This is a genomic window from Kribbella koreensis (assembly GCF_039525325.1).
GTDB classification, from domain to species: Bacteria; Actinomycetota; Actinomycetes; order Propionibacteriales; family Kribbellaceae; genus Kribbella; species Kribbella koreensis.
On sequence record NZ_BAAAHK010000001.1, the window covers coordinates 79,684 to 96,134 of the forward strand.

Here is a 16,451-nt window from a genome sequence, read left to right on the forward strand (position 1 = left end):
CGGTGTTCATCGTGGACTTCCGACAACGCAGCGAGGTGCCCGCCCGGGCGCCGGAGACGGCGTGCGAATCCCCAAAGCAGGACACTAGGGTTGCTGGGAGGGGTCTGTGCTGTCGGGGTGGGCTGCTCTGAGCGCCTTCCAGGCGGTCTCGGCAGCTTGCTGCTCGGCTTCCTTCTTGCTCCGGCCGATGCCGTGCCCGTAGGTGTCCGACCCGATCCGCACCCGCGCCTCGAAGGTCTTGGCGTGGTCGGGACCGGACTCGGCGATCACGTACTCCGGTACGCCGACCCCCAGCTGGGCCACCAGCTCTTGCAGGCTGGTCTTCCAGTCCAGGCCCGCGCCCAGCCGCGCCGACGACTCCATCAGCTCGTCGAACAGCGTGTGCACGACCCCGCCGGCCACCTCGAACCCACGATCGAGGTAGACCGCCCCGATCAGTGCCTCGACGCAGTCGGCCAGGATCGACGACTTGTCCCGCCCACCGGTGGCTTCCTCGCCACGGCCGAGCCGAAGGTACTTCCCCAGCTTCAGCTCACGGGCGACGCCCGCCAGCGCGCGCATGTTGACGACCGCCGCGCGCAGCTTGGCGAGCCGGCCCTCGGACAGGTCCGGATGGTTGCGGAACAGCGACTCCGTGACGATGACGCCGAGCACGGAGTCCCCGAGGAACTCCAGCCGCTCATTGGTCGGCAACCCACCGTTCTCGTACGCGAACGAACGGTGGGTGAAGGCGTGCTCCAGTAGTGGGTCAGCCAGCGATACGCCGAGCCGCTGGTTCAGCTCGGCGTAGAGCCCCGATTCGTTGGCAGAGTTCACTGTGAAGGTGGCCGTTTAGCTCTCGACGACCTGGCGACGCTCACCCTTGGCGCCGTACTGGCCGCAGGTGGGGCACACGGTGTGCTGCAGGTGCTTCGCGCGGCAGGCGGGGTTCACGCAGGTGACCAGCGAAGGCGCGGTGGCCTTCCACTGGGCCCGGCGGTTCCGGGTGTTGCTGCGCGACATCTTCCGCTTCGGAACGGCCACGGTTATGACTCCTCGGTTCGGCCGGGGGCTTGCGACCCGGCCGGCTGGCTGGTGACTTGGAAAAGCTTTCAGGAACTGCTGGTACTACTTCTTCTCATCCTGCCCGAGCAGGCCCTGCAGAGCGGTCCAGCGGGGATCGACACCGTCCTCGTGCTTGTGGCCGGGCTCGTCCTCCAGTCGCACCCCACACTCGGGGCACAGACCAAGGCAGTCGTCCGAACACAAGGGCTGGAACGGCAGCGCGAGCACCACCTGGTCCCTCAACGCCGGCTCGAGGTCGATCAGATCGCCCTCCATCCGGCTGGCCTCGTCCGGCTCGGCGTCGCTCTCCGGGTAGACGTACAGCTCCTGGACGTCGGCGAGGAACTCGTCCTCGACATCGACCAGGCACCGCGCGCACTCCCCGACCAGCCGGCCACTGGCCGAACCGGACACGAGCACCCCTTCGACCACCGCTTCCAGTCGCAGATCGAACTGGATCGGGTCGCCTTCGGGAACACCGATCACGTCGATTCCGAGGTCGGCCGGTGCCGGTGCCGTGAAGGAGACTTCGCGCTGGGACCCGGCGCGGCGTGACAGCTCGTGGGTATCGATCACGAGTGGGGACCGCGGGTCCAAGGCGCTCAGGACATCCCTTTCAGGCGTAGGCAGGCAGAATCTCGGTCTCAACAAGACCAGTGGACAACATTACCAACTTCAGTCCGTCTGACCCAATCCGGGGCTCGCTAGAGCGTGGCGAGCAACTTCGCGTGAACGCTGGGCGGCACGAAGTCGGCCACCGGACCGCCGAGTTTCGCAATCTCCTTGACCAGGCTGGAGGAGATGAAAGCGTTCTCCGGCGCGGCCGGCACGAAGAGGGTGTCCACGCCGGACAGCCGCCGGTTCATCTGGGCCATCGGCAGCTCGTAGTCGTAGTCGGACCCGGTCCGCAGCCCCTTGACGATCACACCGGCGTTCTCGGCCCGGCAGTAGTCGACCACCAGCCCGTCGAAGGTGCCGACCCGGACGTTGCCGAACGGCGCGGCGATCTCGGTCAGCATCGCCACCCGGTCCTCGACCGTGAACAGCCGCTGCTTGGACTGGTTCACGCCGGTCGCGACGATCACCTCGTCGAAGGCGGCCGACGCCCGGGCGATCACGTCCAGGTGGCCGTTGGTGGGCGGGTCGAAGGTACCGGGGAACACAGCCCTACTCATGGCGGTGACCGTACCAAAGCCTGGCCTCGCCGTACTTGCGATCCCGCAGCGCGGCGAACCCCGCCGGCCACTCCCATGGCTCACGCTTGCCCCGCTCGACCACGACCACCGCGTCCTCGGCCAGCCACCCGCGCGCCGCGAGCGTGGTCAGAACCTCCTGCAATGCAACGGTGTCCAGCTTGTACGGCGGGTCGGCGAAGACCAGGTCGATCGGGTCACCCGAATTGGGGCTGGCGGCAACCTTCTCGACCGGCCTGGTCAGCAGCGTCGCACCTGGCATCGACACCACCTTGATGTTCGCGGCGATCACCTCGGCCGCCTGACGATCGGCCTCGACCAGGACGACCCGCTTGGCGCCACGGGACAGCGCCTCCAGGCCGACTGCTCCCGATCCGGCGTACAGGTCGAGGACGTGCAGGCCGTCGAAGCCACCGAATTCGGCTTCCAGCGAGGAGAAAAGCGCCTCCCTGGTGCGATCCGTGGTCGGCCTGGTGCCGTCACCAGGGGGTACGGCGATCCGACGACCGCCCGCTACTCCCCCAACGATCCTGGTCATGGGGCCTCCCGTTCTGGACTGAGGAGCGAAGCGACGAGGGAAGCGACGAGGGAAGAACGGGAGTTCAGCCCCATGACCCGCCGAGCCGGAGGCGAGGCCGAAAGCAGAGTCACGTTTTCTCCAAGTAGTCGGTGGCTTCGGACTCGAGGGCGCTGCGGACGAAGGAACGGAGTACGGGGTACTCCGCGAGCTCGGCGTCGACCGAGATCAGCGAGTTCGCGACGTGCCGAGCGGTCAGGATGATGTCCTCGTCGCGGAGCACGCTGAGCAGTTTGAGGCTGCTCCGGCGACCCGACTGAGCGACCCCGAGCACGTCGCCCTCACGCCTGGTCTCCAGGTCGATCCGGGACAGCTCGAACCCGTCCGTCGTCGCCGCGACCGCCTCCAGCCGTTGCATGGACGCCGAGCCCGGCCAGGTGTAGGTGACCAGCAGGCAGAGCCCCGGCACCTTGCCGCGGCCGACCCGCCCGCGGAGCTGATGCAGCTGCGAGATGCCGAACCGGTCCGCGTCCATCACCACCATCGTCGACGCGTTCGGCACGTCGACGCCGACCTCGATGACGGTGGTCGCGATCAGTACGTCGATCTCGCCGGCCGCGAACCGGGTCATCACCGAGTCCTTCTCGTCGGCCGGCAGCCGCCCGTGCAGGATCTCGACCCGCAACCCGTCCAGCGCCGTCTCGAGCACCTCGGCCACCTGGAGCACCGAGATGGCCGGCCGGGTCTTGGCCTTGGACTCGTTGCGCCCGTCGTCGCCGTCGTTGAGCTCTCCCTGGGCGAAGTCGCCTTCCTCGTCGGCGGCGTTCTTCACGTCGTCGCCGATCCGCGGGCAGACGACATACGCCTGATGGCCCTTGCCGACTTCCTCCCGGACCCGCTGCCAGGCCCGCTCGAGCCAGTCCGGCTTCTGCAGCGCCGGCACCACATTGCTCGCGATCGGCGACCGGCCGGCCGGCAACTCGGTCAGCGTGGACACCGAGAGATCGCCGAAGACCGTCATCGCGACCGTCCGCGGGATCGGGGTCGCCGTCATCACCAGCGTGTGCGGGGTCGCGTCGCCCGACTTCGTGCTCAGTGCTGCCCGCTGCTCGACACCGAACCGGTGCTGCTCGTCGACCACGACCAGCCCGAGATCGGCGAACTGCACCTTGTCCTCGAGCAGCGCGTGCGTACCGACCACGATCCCCGCGGCGCCACTGGCCGCGTCCAGCATCGCCGTACGCCGCGCTGCCGCGTTCAACGACCCCGTCAGGAGCCCCACCCGGGTCGCCTGCTCGGCCCCGCCGAGCATGCCCTGCTCGGCGAGCTCACCGAGCATCTTGGTCAGCGTCTTGTGGTGCTGGGTCGCGAGGACCTCCGTCGGGGCCAGCAGTACCGCCTGGCCGCCGGCGTCGACCACCGAGAGCATCGCCCGGAGCGCCACCACCGTCTTGCCGGAGCCGACCTCACCCTGCAGCAGCCGGTGCATCGGATGCGGCCGGGCGATGTCGGCGAAGATCTCGTCGCAGACCTCGGTCTGCCCGTCGGTCAGCGTGAACGGCAGCCGCTTGTCGAACTCGTCCAGCAGACCACCCTCGGTGCGCTCTCGTGGCACGGCCTTCAGCGCGTCCGTGACGGCGCGGCGCTGCGCGAGGATCGTCTGCATCACCAGCGCTTCCTCGAACCGGAACCGCTTCTGCGCGACGTCGATGTCCTTCTCGGTCTCCGGCAGGTGCACCTTCTGCAGCGCCTCGCGCAGGCCGATCAGCCGCTCCTTGCGCAGGATCAGCTCGGGGATCGGGTCGTCGACCTCCTCGAGGTTGTCCAGCACGATCTTGATGCTGCGCTCGATCGTCGCCGTCGGCAGCTTCGCGCTGGCCGGGTAGAGCGGCCGGAACGGCTTGGCCCGGCGCTCGATCTCCTCCTCGGTCAGGTCCTCCTCGTCGAGGATCTCGGTGCCGGGGCCCTTGAGCTGCATGGTCTCGCGGAACATCGTCACCTCGCCCCAGAACAGGGCGGCCGTGCCCGCGACCAGCTTGTTCGCCAGCCAGGGCTGGTTGAAGAAGGCCAGCTCGAGGTCGTTGCGGCCGTCGGTGACGACCACCTTGGTGATCGTCTTGTGCCGGCGGAACTTCTGCACGTCGTCGGGGCGGATCTCCTGCTTGGAGTCCAGCGAGCGGACGGTGACCTTCTTGACCCGCCCGCTGACCGTCGCCTGGTCGCCGACCTGCAGCTCGTCGAACGGGGTCAGCTCGCCCTTCTTCAGGTACCGCCGCGGGTAGTGCCGCAGCAGCTCCCCGACGGTCTCGATGCCGAGCACCTCGGAGAAACTCTTGGCCGTCTTCGCCCCGACGAAGTCGCGGAGCTTGCGGTCGATGTCGGTCTTCATTCCACCCCGATCAGCAACGGGTACCTTTCCTGTCCTCCGTCGTACACCACGACATCGACATCCCGGCGAATCCGCCGCACGTGCCGCACCACCGCGTCGACCAGCCCGGCCTCCACCTCGCTGCCGGTGACGACCGTCATCAGCTCGCCACCACCGCCCAGGAGCCGGTCGACGACGCCGGTCGCGGCGGTCTCCAGATCGTCGGTGATGAGGCTGAAGTCGCCGTCCACGACGCCGAGCGCGTCGCCGATCCTGCAGGTGCCGGCCATTGTCCACGCGTCCTTGACGGCGATCGTCACCGCGCCATGTCGTGTCTGACCAGCGGCTGCTGACAGCTGGACCACGGCGTCGTCGAAGCTCCGCTCGGGGTCGTGGACCGCGATGGCCGCTAGTCCTTGCACCTGGGCTCTGGTCGGAATTACTGCTACCCGGATGCCGTCCTGCCGGGCTGCAGCAGCCGCTGCTTCGGCTACTGCGATGGAGTCGCTGTCGTTCGGCAGTATGACGATCTCCGGCGCGCCTGACCGCTCAATTGCCTTCAGCAGCTCACCAGTCGAGCACCTGCGCCCCGGACCACCCCGGACGACCACTGCCCCCGACCCTTCGAACAACTCCGCCAGCCCGTCCCCTGCGGCGACGGCGATCACAGCCCTGTTCGGAACGGGCACCCGGTGAGCCATGTCCGCGAAGTGGGTCACCCTGATCCGGTACGGCCGCCCGATCCCGATCCCAAGCTCAATCGTCGCCCCGACGTCATCCGTGTGCACATGGACGTTCCACAGCTCATCCCCACCGACCACCACCACGGAGTCCCCCAACCCCGCCAACTGCTTCCGGAAGTCGCCGATCTGCTCGTCGGCAGCCTCCAGCAGATACATGACCTCGTACGACGGTCCGTCCGGGTCCAGGTCGGTCCCAGCCGCCCCAGGCAACTCCTGAGGCGCGACCCGAGCCGGTACGCCGCTGGTAGCCGCCGGAGCCCGCCCCGACAGCACCGACTCCATGGCCCCGAGGATGACCACCAACCCGGCCCCACCCGCGTCCACCACACCTGCGCGGCGCAGTACCTCCAACTGCTCAGTCGTCTTGGTCAGCGCGACGCGGGCCGCCGCCACAGCCGCCAGACACACCTCAGCGACGCTCTTCCCCGCATTAGCCGCCTCCAGAGCCGCATCCGCGGCCTTGCGCGCGACAGTCAGCATCGTCCCCTCGACCGGCTGAGCCACCGCGCTGTAGGCCGCATCCGCCGCAAACACCAGAGCATCTGCAAACGCAGCGGCCTCGCTCATCCGAGCATCCGCGAGCACAGCTCGCGTCTCGCCAGCGCGAGCCGCCTCCCCCAGTGCGGAGTCCGCCGGATCTGATGGCACGGGCGGAAGGTTTTCCGCCAACCGGAGTCCGCAGGCCCGGACCAGCTGGGAGGTGATGACGCCGGAGTTGCCTCGTGCGCCCAGGAGGGCGCCTCGGCCGAAGGCCTGGACCGCTTCGGCGAAGGTTAGGTCGCCGGCCGGGAGGGCGTCGCAGGCGGCTTCCCAGGTCAGGTACAGGTTGGTGCCGGTGTCGCCGTCGGGGACCGGGTAGACGTTGAGTTCGTCGATCTCGGCCCGGGCGCGCCCGAGCTCGGACAGCGCGGTACGGGCCCAAGCTCGCAGTACCGCCGTCGTCAGCACCTCTCCACGCACATCCACGCCCGGAAGGCTAACCGGTCCAGCCCCACGCGGTGGACGTCCTACCATGTGGCGTGCTCTCAACCCTGTTCTCGGTAGCTACCGACAGCTATGACCTGGCGGTCCGCGAGATCCGGGACGAGTTCGGCCCCCGGGTGAGGGTCGAGCGGGTCAGCGGCGACCTCGGCCGGATCACCGAGAACGGCCCCTCGATCGAGGAGCTCGCCGCCGCCTGCAACGACGGGCGGATCGTCTTCGTCCGCCATCTGACCTCCGAGATCGCCGGCTTCGGAGTCAGCGAGGTGCCGCCGGGACACGAACTGGCGGAACTGATCCTGGCCGAGCTGCCGCGCCATCCACAGGCTCTCGCAGTACAGACCTGGACGGACGGACCAAGCAGCGGCGGCTCGTACTACCACCTGCTCGAGCCTGCGCTGGCCGAGCGCGGGATCGAGGTCAGCCGCGCCGGCCAGGAGCTCGTCGTCTCCTGCTTCGCCTCGAAGAAGCAGGTGCTGATCGGCCTCAACCGCCTCGAGCACAGCCTCTCGGACTGGCCGGGCGGCCGGATGCGGCTGGCCCGCTCGGACGACCGGGTGTCGCGCTCGGAGTTCAAGCTCGAAGAGGCGATCCAGACCTTCGACCTGCAGCTCCCCCACGGCGGCAAGGCACTCGACCTGGGCGCCAGCCCCGGCGGCTGGACGCGGATCCTGCGCCGGTACGACCAAGAGGTCTGGTCCGTCGATCCCGGGGACCTGGAGCGCCGGGTCGCCGCCGACCGTGGCGTCCATCACGTGGCCACCACAGCCGGCGAGTTCTTCCGCCGCAACCAGCTCCGCTTCGACGTCGTGGTCAACGACATGCGGATGGACCAGCTCATGAGCGCCCGCGTCATGCTCGACGCCATCCCCCACCTCCGCCGCGGCGCCCTCGCGATCGTCACCCTCAAAGGCGGCGCCCGAAACCCCCTCGACGCCGCCCGCCGAGCCATGGACCTCCTGCGCAAGAACTACGACATCCAGACAGCCCGCCAGCTCCACCACAACCGCAACGAACTGACAGTCATCGCCCGAGCCAGGTAGTCCGCTACCCCCTGTCACTCACAGCAACTCGGACCGCGACCGGCTGGGGCGCGACGTCGTACTCGCCCGTCCGCCGTTCTTCGCGAAGTACGAGGCGAAGGCCGGCCGGGTCATCGCGGTGGCTGCGCTCGAGCACGCCGCGCCTTTGCCCTGACCGCATACAGCAGTGGGCGCCCGGGATGTACCCGGGCGCCTCTGGGGCCCTACACGGAGGACGGCCTGGTGCGGCCGGTCGTACTAGCCGACTACGCGCTGAACCTTGCCCGCCTTGATGCAGGACGTGCAGACCTTCAGCTTCACGGGCGTGCCCTTGATGACCGCGCGGATCGGCTGGATGTTGGGGTTGAAGCGACGGTTCGTGCGCGCCTTGACCCGACGGATCATCGCGCCCTTGCCCAGCCGGGCAACGCTCTTGCCGAACATCGGCTTCTTGTCGCAAATATCGCAAACTTTAGACATGATTCTCCGTGATTAGGGTCGAGACACCGACAGACCATGTTACACAGCTGCTGATGCGTCCACCAATTCGGCATCAGCCCAGGTCAGCGGCTGTCAGCCAGGTCACATCCTGGGCCGACAACTCCACCGACAAGCCGGGCAACGAGGTCCGCGTCTCGCTCAGCTGACGCGGTCCGATCAACGGGAACACCGGGTACGGCTGATGGAGCAGCCAGGCCAGCGCGATCGCCGTCGCACCCACACCATACTTGTCCGCCAGCTCCTCCGCGCGCCGGAGTCGCTCGAAGTTGCCGTCGGAGTAGAAGCAGCGCACCAGCTCCTCGTCCGACCGGTCCTCCGGCTTCGCCCGCCCGGTGAAGAATCCACGCGCCTGACTCGACCACGGGAACAGCGCGACCTGCCGCTCCCGCAGCCACGCCTGCGACTCGTCGTCGCTGACATGGCGGCAGCCGGCCCACGGTACGTCGTACGCCCGCGCCAGACTCAAGTGATTGCTCAGCAACGTGAAGGGCTGCTTCCCCTGAGCCGCCGCGTACGCATTGGCCTCGTCGAACCGGGCCGTCGTCCAGTTCGACCCGCCGTACGCCTTGATCCGCCCCGCCTGGAAGTGCGAGTCGAGCACGTCGACGAACTCCCCCACCGGGATCGACTCGTTGTCGCGATGCATCAGGTACAGGTCGACATGGTCGGTCTGCAGCCGCTCCAGCGACTCGAACAGCTGCCGGGTGATCGACTCCGGATCGCAGTACGGCGTGTGCGCGCCCTTCCCGATGACGACGATCTCGTCCCGGTTGCCCCGCGACTTCACCCACTGCCCGAGCAGCTTCTCGCCGCGTCCGCCGCCGTAGATGTACGCCGTGTCGAAGGTCGTCCCACCCCGCTCGACGAAGTCGTCGAACATCGTCGCCGCGTGCGGCAGCGTCAACTGGTTGTCGACGCCCATCACCAGCCGCGACACCTGCTTGCCGAGGCCGGGCACCTCGCCGTACGTCATCGGCGCGTCGTCACGCCGTGCCAGCGGCCGCCCGGTCACCGTCGGGATCAGGATGTCGTCGCGCTCGCTGTCGTACTGCTGCCCGATCAGCTTGCGCCACTCGTCCTGTACTTCGAGATTGCCCAGCGTGTCAGCCCACGACATCTCCGGCGCCTGCCTGGCCTCGATCGCCGCCGCGACCGCATCGGCCTCGGCCGTGTAGATGAACGCGGGCTCGGCGGAGATGTCGCGCGGCTCCTCCCCCACCTTGTGCAGCGTCACGTGGGTGGGCTTGCCGTCGCCGCCGAACCACGGGTCCTCGATCACGAGGTACCCCTCGCTGCCGAGCACCCGCACCCGGTTCTCGTCGTTGAGGCGGACCCCGGTGCTCACCTGAGCAGTCATCCCGCTGTCGAAGAACAGCGTCGCGACCGCCCACTCGTCCACCCCCGTCTCACCGACCTGGCCGACCGCGGTGACCGCCGCCGGATCGGCGTACGGGGCTCCGATGGCCGCGCCGGCGATCAGGCGCGCGTACGAGACCGGGTAGCCGCCGACGTCGAGGATGCCGCCGCCGGCCAGCTCGTTGGCGAAGATCCGGCTCTCGGCGTTGAACGACGCCTGGAACCCGAACGACGCCTGGATCTGGTGCACCTTGCCGACCGCCCCGTCGCGGACCAGCTGGGCGACCAGCTTGGTCTGCGGCAGGCAGCGGTACATGAACGCCTCCATCAAGAAGACGTCGTTGCGGATCGCGGCCTCGATCATCGCCGCCGCCCACGACCGGTTGATCGCGAGCGGCTTCTCGCAGAGCACGTGCTTGCCGGCCTCGGCGGCCTTGATCGCCCACTCCGGGTGCAGCGGGTGCGGAGTGGCGATGTAGACGGCGTCGACGGTGTCGTCGGCGAGCAGTTCGGCGTACGAGGCGTGCCGGTGCGGGATGTCGTACTTGTCGCCGAACGCGTCGGCCGACGCCTGGCTGCGGCTGCCGACCGCGGCCAGCTCGCCGGTCGAGGACGCGGGGATCTGGCCGGCGAACCGGGAGGCGATGTTTCCAGTACCCAGAATTCCCCAGCGGAGTTTGCTGTTCTGCACAGAGGTTCCCCTCATCGAGGTGCGGTCAATAGGGTCAGAACTTCATGGCGCCGGCGGCGATGTCGGCGATGAAGTGGCGTCCTCCGATCAGGAAGACGCCGATCAACGGAATCACACTCATCAGGGCACCCGCCATGACCATGCTGTAATCGGTGCCATAGACGCCGTTCAGTTGCTGCAGCGCGACCTGCAGGGTGAGCTTGTTCGGATCCGTCATCACGATCAACGGCCACAGATAATCGTTCCAGACGTTGATGAACGTGAAGATGCCCAGGAACGCCAGGCCGGGCCGCAGGACCGGCAGCCCGACGGTCAGGTACTGCCGGAAGAAGCCGGCGCCGTCGACCTTCGCGGCCGAGATCAGCTCGTCGGGGATCGCTCCCTTGGCGTACTGGCGCATCCAGAAGATGCCGAACGCGTTCGCGGCGCCCGGGATGATCAGCGCCTTCAGCGACCCGATCCAGCCGAACTCGGCCAGCGTCACGAACTGCGGGACGAGCGCCAGCTGGGACGGGATCATGAAGGTCGCCAGCAGCAGCCCGAAGAGCAGGTTGCGGCCGGGGAACTCGTACTTCGCGAAGGCGAACGCGGCCAGCGAGTCGAAGAACAGCACCAGCACGGTGACGCCGAGGCTGGCGATCAATGTGATCAGCATCGAGCCGAAGAAGTCGATGTTGTCGAGCACGTGGCCCATGTTCTCGAACAGGTGCGAGCCGACGAACAGCTTCGGCGGGTAGGTGAAGATGTCGCTCGTCGTGTTCGAGGCCATCACGAGCATCCAGTAGAAGGGGAAGATCGAGACCAGCACGCCGAACATCAAGACGACGTGGCCGACGACGGTACGGACTGTCTCAGTGCGCATCGGTCAGCTCCTTCTCCCGGGCGATCTTGGCGTCGATCCGGCGGGCCGCCCGCTTGGTGATCCGTTCGTCGTCGTTGCCGCCGATCAGCCGCCAGTTGATGATCGAGAACAAGACGATCAGGATGAACAGCGCCCAGCCGATCGCGGCGCCGTAGCCGAACTGGTGCTTGCCGAACGCGCTGTCGTACAGGTACGAGACGATCGTCAGACCGCCGTCACCCGGCCCGCCGATCGCCCCGCTGCTGCCGAACAGCACCTGCGACTCGGTGAAGATCTGCAACCCGCCGATGGTGCTGGTGACCGCGGTGAACAGGATCACCGGGCGCAGCAGCGGCACCGTGATCCGCCAGAACGTCTGCCGTGGTGACGCGCCGTCCATCTTGGCCGCCTCGTAGACATCCGCCGAGATCGCCTGCAGCCCGGCCAGGAAGATGATCGCGTTGTACCCCGTCCAGCGCCACAAGACGATGCTCGCGATCGCCACCTTGATCCCCCACGGCGCGCTCAGCCACTCGATCTTCTGCAGCCCGACCGACTGCAGGAACGCGTTCAGCAGGCCGAAGTTGTTGCTGAAGACCGAGCCGAAGACCATCGTGACGGCGACCACCGAGGTGATGTTCGGGACGAAGTACGCGATCCGGTAGAAGCTGCGGAACCGCGTCGCGTTGTGCAACGCGTTCGCGATCACCAGGGCCAGCAGCAGCATCGGAACGGTCGAGATCACCCAGATGACCAAGGTGTTGGTGATGGACTTCCAGAAGCTCGGATCGGTGAGCAGATAGCTGTACTGCTCCAGCCCGACCCATTTCATCTGGCCGATCCCGTCCCAGGAGTGGAACGACAGCCAGATCGAGAACAGGATCGGGAACGCGCCGAAGACCGCGAACAGGATGAAGAACGGCGACACCGCGGCGTACTGCGGAAGCGCGCGCCGGTACTTGCCCGGCGGCCGGTCCGGCGCTGTCTCCGCCGTGGTGACCGCAGAGGTGCTGATCGCGTTGCTGACCGCCATCTCAGATCGCCCCCGCCCGGGTGAGTTCGCGCTCGACCTGCTTCTGCCCGTCCTTCCACGCCTGGTCGGACGACTTGCCGCCGACCTCGACGTTGACCAGCTCGGCCGCGAGTGGATCGCGGATGATGGTGTCGTACGGGCTGAAGTACGCGCCCGGGTACTTCTTGGCCGACTCGGCGAAGACGTCGACGATCCGCTGGCCGCCGAAGAAGGGGTCGGGCTCGGTCAGTCGCGGGTCGGTGTAGCTCGCGGGCGTGGACGGGAAAAGTACCGGGTCCTTGAACGCCTCGGCCTGGTTCCTGGACGACTCCAGCCAGCTGATGAAGGCGAACGCGGCGGCCGGATCCTTGCAGTACTTCGTGATGGCGAGGAACGACCCACCACGGTTGCCGGCGCCGCCCGGGGTGGCGCACACCCGCCACTGGCCCTTCGTCTTGGGGGCGGCGTTCTTCGGCCCGAGCTGGGCCCACCAGACCGCGCCGACGAACGCGACGAGCTTGCCGTTGGTGACGACGGCGTTGGCATCGGTACTGCCCGATTGAGCGTTGGCCGACAGGCCTTCCTCGACCACCCTGACCGACAGGTCCCAGGCCTGCCGGATGTGGTCGCCGTCGCCGATGTACTGGCCGTCGGGGGTCATGTAGCGCTTGGTGAGCTGGGCGATCGCGTAGTCGAAGACCGAGGTGATGTTGTCGGTGATCGACGATCCCGGCACGGCCTGCTTGACCTTCTTGCCGAGCTGGATGAAGCCGTCCCAGTCGGGCGCCGCGGCCTGCACGTCAGCCGGTTCGGTGGGTACGCCGGCCTTGGCGAAGATGTCGTGCCGGTAGAAGAGCGCGGTCGGGCCGGTGTCCATCGGGTAGGCCATCATCTTGCCCTGCGGGGTGATGCCGAGCTTCCACTTCCAGTCGAGGAAGTCGCCCTTGAGCTTGTCCGCGCCGAGCTCGTTGAGGTCGTGGAACTGGTCCGCGTTCGGGAAGTACGTCGCGACGTCGTCGTTGATCGCCATGATGTCCGGGACCAGCGACTTGCCGGCCAGCGCGGTCAGCACCTTGGTCTTGTAGTCACCGCCGATCCGCGTCATCGAGAGCTGCTTGGAGGTCCCGGGGATGGTCTTCTCGGCCTCGCTGATCAGCGAGTCGTTGACGGAGCCGACCCAGGTCCACATGCTCAGCTGGTCGGCGGCTCCGAGCGAACTTCGTGATCCGCAACCGGTCAGCCCGGCTGCCGCGGCCCCTGCCCCGGCGCCGAGCACCAGGAACTGCCTGCGTGTCACTGTCATGAACCGCCTCACCTGCACCTTCGTCACCGACCGGTTGGGGAGTACTCGTGTTCATTTCCGCCAGAACTTGTCCACAAATGTTCGGACATGCTTAAGGTAAGCGCATACCAACTGAACCGGTCAAGGGCTCGCCCTGAGCCCGCCCACGCCTTGGCCCGCTCAGTCTCGGCCGACCGGGCGGCTGACAGGATGGACGGCATGCCGCTTGCAGAGATCGACACCGTCCTGTTCGACGCCGATGGAGTGATACAGCGCCCGACCATCGACTGGCGGGGCACCCTGGCCGGCTTCGTCCCACCCGAGGCAGCCGACGAGTTCGTGCTCGATCTGATGGTGTCCGAGCGGCCGTCGATCGCCGGCAAGGGCGACTTCCGGGAGGCGGTGGCCGAAGTACTGGACCGCTGGTCCTCGACTGCCTCGGTGGACGAGGTGATGCAGTTGTGGCACCGGTTCGAGGCCGATCCGGTCGTGGTCGGCTGGATCCAGGAGCTGCGGGCGGCTGGGGTCGGGTGTCATCTCGCTACCAACCAGCAGTCGTACCGGCGGGCGATCATGAACGACGAGCGGCACTACGGCGACTGGTTCGACCAGAGCTTCTACTCCTGCGACCTAGGCCTGGCCAAGCCGGATCCGGCGTACTTCAAGGCGATCCTGACCGCGGTGGACCGGCCGGGTGCGACGACGTTGTTCATCGACGACAACCAGCCCAACATCGACGGCGCCCGCGAGGCTGGGTTGCATGCCGAGCTGTACGACCTCTCCGAAGGCCTTGAGGTGTTGCGCTCGCTGTTGGAGCGCTACGGGCTGACGGTGTCTTCGAGTTCGTGACCACGGCTCAGCGGGCGGCTGGCGAGGAAGAGTGCGGCCAGTAGCGGCAGGGTGATGAGGAAGGCTGTCCGGAGGTCGACCACGCCTGCCAGTGCGGCGAGGACAGCCGGTGCCAGCAGGATGGCGACACCAGATGCTGAGGCGCCAAGTGCGGCAAGTCGGGCAGAGCTGAGTCCTGAGGTGGCGACCAGGGCTGCCAGGGTCACTGGGTAGAGCGGGGCGACGCCTATACCTGCCACGACGAGGCCTGCTGTGACCACTGCCGGAGTACCGAACAAGCTGACCAGTAGCGTCCCGGCGACCGCCAGCAGGCCGCCCGGCACGATCGGGGACCAGCCGCGCACATGTACCGGCCCGATGGCCCGCCCTACCGCCATACCGATCGGAAAGGCGCTCCCCAGCAGCGCAGCGCCGGCAATGCTCAGCCCCGAATCCAGCAGCCGAGCCACCGCCCAGATCACAAAGCAAAACTCCACCGCAACCGCCAGCACAACCCGAGCCCATCCCCGCCCCACCTGCACCCACACCCGCCGCTCCAACTGCTGTGGCACCACCGCTACTTGCTGATGAGTCACCCCCGGCCGAGCAATCACAGCCAGCAGCACCAACGGCGGCACCGCCAATAGCATCGCCAACCGCCCGGTGGACACCACCTTGTCCGCCGCCCCAATAGCCAACGGAGCCAAAATGCCGCACGCGCTGGAGAACGCGTTGACCCTGGTCAGCCGCGCAGCCGCAGTCGGCCCACTCAACAACAACGGCGCAATCAAAATCAGCAACGCCCCACCCAGCCCGACTCCCAATCCCCCCGCGATCGCCACCCCATAGCTAGGCGCCACCGCGATCAACACCCCACCAGCCGCACAGACGACCGCCCCGATCCGCAACACCACCCCGATCGCAAGCACCTTCAGCACCCGCGGCCCCACCACGGCAATCACCAGCAACCCCACCGCGAACGCCGACGACAACAACCCCAACCGCTCAGCCGCCACCCCCAAATCCCGAGCCAGCACTGCCACGCAGGCTCCCAACCCCGCCAGCAAGAACCCCAACGCCGAAAGCGCCACCCCGATCTCAACCCCAGCCGAAACCCCCACCCACCGGCCAGACCAGCCCCGGCCAGATCCCCGCCAACCAGCCCCCTGCTCCTGCTCCTGCTCCTGCTCCTGCTCCTGCTCCTGCTCCTGCTCCTGCTCCTGCTCCTGCTCAACCACACCACCGGCCCCAACCAACCCGCCCACCGCCGAGGTCCCGGCCGGTCCCTGCCGACTCGCGCCACCATCCCGCCCGGTTTCACCCGTGGACACGGCCGGTCTCGCCTTCACGTCGCCGGTCCCCTCTCCGTGGATCGACGGTGCGTGGGGGGTTGTGTCTTGTTGGCGGGTCACTCCCCTGGCCGGTTCAGTGAGTCGGCTAGCTCGTGCAGATTGTTGAGGCGGAGATCGCCGTCCAGTCCTTTGAGGGCGGCTGTCATCGCGCCCGCGGCGCGGCCCGCGGCCAGACCGACCTCGGCGTCTTCGACCACCAGGCAGTAGCGCGGATCGATACCGAGCAACTCGGCGGCGCGGAGGTAGCCCTCGGGGTTGGGCTTGCCGTGGGTGATGTCTTCGATGGTGACCAGGAGGGGTGGCTCGATGCCGGCCGCTCCGAGGCGCGCCTTGGCGAGCTGGTGGTCGGCGCTGGTGACGACCGCCCAGGGGAGGCCGAGGCGGTCGAGAACAGCGAGGACCTCGAAGGCTCCAGGGGCCGCTTCGATGTCGGAGAGATCGTCGTACTGGAGCTCCATCTGGCGAAGCGCAGCCGCCGCCCGCGCCGCCCCGTCCAGCTGCGGCAGCATCCGGTCGGCCGTCGACTCCGCCGGCGCGCCGTGCGCCTGCGACAGCACCTCGACCGGATCAACGCCGTACTCCCCCGCCCACGTCGTCCACGCGCGCTCGACAGACGCGTCCGAGGTGACCAAAGTGCCGTCCATGTCGAACAACACGGCCCGCAGTTGCCCCAGCTCCATCGACGCCTCCATTAAACTCGTACTCCGAGCATAAGCCAGG

16 protein-coding genes are annotated in these 16,451 nt (G+C 67.7%); 2 read left to right on the forward strand and 14 right to left on the reverse strand.

What is annotated here, in order from left to right; all coding sequences use genetic code 11:
- Positions 1-84: 84 nt before the first annotated feature.
- The 7 genes from rnc to ABD116_RS00420 all read right to left on the reverse strand — a co-directional run bounded on the left by rnc (position 85) and on the right by ABD116_RS00420 (position 6,831).
- Positions 85-816 carry a ribonuclease III gene (rnc, locus tag ABD116_RS00390; RefSeq protein ID WP_343963517.1) on the reverse strand — a complete coding sequence of 244 codons (732 nt, stop codon included), beginning with the start codon at positions 814-816 and terminating at the stop codon, positions 85-87.
- A 15-nt stretch (positions 817-831) separates the two neighbouring features.
- A complete protein-coding gene (gene rpmF / locus ABD116_RS00395) occupies positions 832-1,023 on the reverse strand; it encodes a 50S ribosomal protein L32 (RefSeq protein WP_270137530.1) in 192 nt (63 codons plus the stop codon).
- 84 nt (positions 1,024-1,107) lie between these two features.
- The gene (locus tag ABD116_RS00400; RefSeq protein ID WP_343963521.1) at positions 1,108-1,620 is read right to left on the reverse strand and encodes a YceD family protein; all 513 of its coding nucleotides are present in this window, start codon (positions 1,618-1,620) and stop codon (positions 1,108-1,110) included.
- 128 nt (positions 1,621-1,748) lie between these two features.
- Complete coding sequence (gene coaD, locus ABD116_RS00405; protein WP_343963523.1) at positions 1,749-2,219, reverse strand: pantetheine-phosphate adenylyltransferase; 471 nt, start codon at positions 2,217-2,219, stop codon at positions 1,749-1,751.
- On the reverse strand, positions 2,212-2,775 hold the full coding sequence (gene rsmD / locus ABD116_RS00410; RefSeq protein WP_343963525.1) for a 16S rRNA (guanine(966)-N(2))-methyltransferase RsmD: 564 nt from the start codon (positions 2,773-2,775) through the stop codon (positions 2,212-2,214). The genes coaD and rsmD overlap by 8 nt, the downstream gene beginning before the upstream one ends.
- A gap of 109 nt (positions 2,776-2,884) precedes the next feature.
- Positions 2,885-5,143 carry an ATP-dependent DNA helicase RecG gene (recG, locus tag ABD116_RS00415; protein WP_343963527.1) on the reverse strand — a complete coding sequence of 753 codons (2,259 nt, stop codon included), beginning with the start codon at positions 5,141-5,143 and terminating at the stop codon, positions 2,885-2,887.
- Positions 5,140-6,831 carry a DAK2 domain-containing protein gene (locus ABD116_RS00420; RefSeq protein ID WP_343963529.1) on the reverse strand — a complete coding sequence of 564 codons (1,692 nt, stop codon included), beginning with the start codon at positions 6,829-6,831 and terminating at the stop codon, positions 5,140-5,142. The genes recG and ABD116_RS00420 overlap by 4 nt, the downstream gene beginning before the upstream one ends.
- 53 nt (positions 6,832-6,884) lie before the next feature.
- Between ABD116_RS00420 and ABD116_RS00425 the strand changes: the two genes are divergently transcribed.
- A complete protein-coding gene (locus tag ABD116_RS00425) occupies positions 6,885-7,889 on the forward strand; it encodes an SAM-dependent methyltransferase (protein ID WP_343963532.1) in 1,005 nt (334 codons plus the stop codon).
- A gap of 237 nt (positions 7,890-8,126) precedes the next feature.
- Here ABD116_RS00425 and rpmB read toward each other — a convergent pair whose 3' ends face one another.
- The 5 genes from rpmB to ABD116_RS00450 form a co-directional block, all read right to left on the reverse strand.
- Positions 8,127-8,348, reverse strand: coding sequence for a 50S ribosomal protein L28 (gene rpmB / locus ABD116_RS00430; RefSeq protein ID WP_328326414.1), 222 nt, complete (start codon positions 8,346-8,348; stop codon positions 8,127-8,129).
- 73 nt (positions 8,349-8,421) lie between these two features.
- Entirely contained in the window at positions 8,422-10,431 is a 2,010-nt protein-coding gene (locus tag ABD116_RS00435; RefSeq protein ID WP_343963534.1) for an aldo/keto reductase, read from the reverse strand.
- A gap of 19 nt (positions 10,432-10,450) precedes the next feature.
- On the reverse strand, positions 10,451-11,278 hold the full coding sequence (locus tag ABD116_RS00440) for a carbohydrate ABC transporter permease (RefSeq protein WP_343963536.1): 828 nt from the start codon (positions 11,276-11,278) through the stop codon (positions 10,451-10,453).
- Positions 11,268-12,290, reverse strand: coding sequence for a carbohydrate ABC transporter permease (locus ABD116_RS00445; RefSeq protein WP_343963538.1), 1,023 nt, complete (start codon positions 12,288-12,290; stop codon positions 11,268-11,270). Before ABD116_RS00445 ends, ABD116_RS00440 begins: the two co-directional genes overlap by 11 nt.
- A 1-nt stretch (position 12,291) precedes the next feature.
- Positions 12,292-13,572 (reverse strand): ABC transporter substrate-binding protein, encoded by a 1,281-nt coding sequence (locus ABD116_RS00450; RefSeq protein WP_343963540.1) that lies wholly within the window; start codon positions 13,570-13,572, stop codon positions 12,292-12,294.
- 198 nt (positions 13,573-13,770) lie between these two features.
- On the opposite strand from ABD116_RS00450, the gene ABD116_RS00455 reads away from it, so the two are divergent.
- Complete coding sequence (locus ABD116_RS00455; protein ID WP_343963542.1) at positions 13,771-14,400, forward strand: HAD family hydrolase; 630 nt, start codon at positions 13,771-13,773, stop codon at positions 14,398-14,400.
- On the opposite strand, the gene ABD116_RS00460 is transcribed toward ABD116_RS00455, so the two are convergent.
- Entirely contained in the window at positions 14,370-15,710 is a 1,341-nt protein-coding gene (locus tag ABD116_RS00460) for an MFS transporter (protein WP_343963543.1), read from the reverse strand. The genes ABD116_RS00455 and ABD116_RS00460 overlap by 31 nt on opposite strands.
- A gap of 77 nt (positions 15,711-15,787) precedes the next feature.
- Positions 15,788-16,411 carry an HAD-IA family hydrolase gene (locus ABD116_RS00465; RefSeq protein ID WP_343963544.1) on the reverse strand — a complete coding sequence of 208 codons (624 nt, stop codon included), beginning with the start codon at positions 16,409-16,411 and terminating at the stop codon, positions 15,788-15,790.
- Positions 16,412-16,451 lie beyond the last annotated feature (40 nt).

Excerpts from the sequence above, each read along its gene's own strand:
- ABD116_RS00455 (WP_343963542.1), top strand. The coding sequence starts at position 13,771 with ATGCCGCTTGCAGAGATCGACACCGTCCTGTTCGACGCCGATGGAGTG.
- ABD116_RS00435 (WP_343963534.1), bottom strand. The coding sequence starts at position 10,431 with ATGAGGGGAACCTCTGTGCAGAACAGCAAACTCCGCTGGGGAATTCTG.
- ABD116_RS00450 (WP_343963540.1), bottom strand. The coding sequence starts at position 13,572 with ATGACAGTGACACGCAGGCAGTTCCTGGTGCTCGGCGCCGGGGCAGGG.
- coaD (WP_343963523.1), bottom strand. The coding sequence starts at position 2,219 with ATGAGTAGGGCTGTGTTCCCCGGTACCTTCGACCCGCCCACCAACGGC.
- rpmB (WP_328326414.1), bottom strand. The coding sequence starts at position 8,348 with ATGTCTAAAGTTTGCGATATTTGCGACAAGAAGCCGATGTTCGGCAAG.
- recG (WP_343963527.1), bottom strand. The coding sequence starts at position 5,143 with ATGAAGACCGACATCGACCGCAAGCTCCGCGACTTCGTCGGGGCGAAG.
- ABD116_RS00445 (WP_343963538.1), bottom strand. The coding sequence starts at position 12,290 with ATGGCGGTCAGCAACGCGATCAGCACCTCTGCGGTCACCACGGCGGAG.
- rsmD (WP_343963525.1), bottom strand. The coding sequence starts at position 2,775 with ATGACCAGGATCGTTGGGGGAGTAGCGGGCGGTCGTCGGATCGCCGTA.
- ABD116_RS00440 (WP_343963536.1), bottom strand. The coding sequence starts at position 11,278 with ATGCGCACTGAGACAGTCCGTACCGTCGTCGGCCACGTCGTCTTGATG.
- ABD116_RS00465 (WP_343963544.1), bottom strand. The coding sequence starts at position 16,411 with ATGGAGCTGGGGCAACTGCGGGCCGTGTTGTTCGACATGGACGGCACT.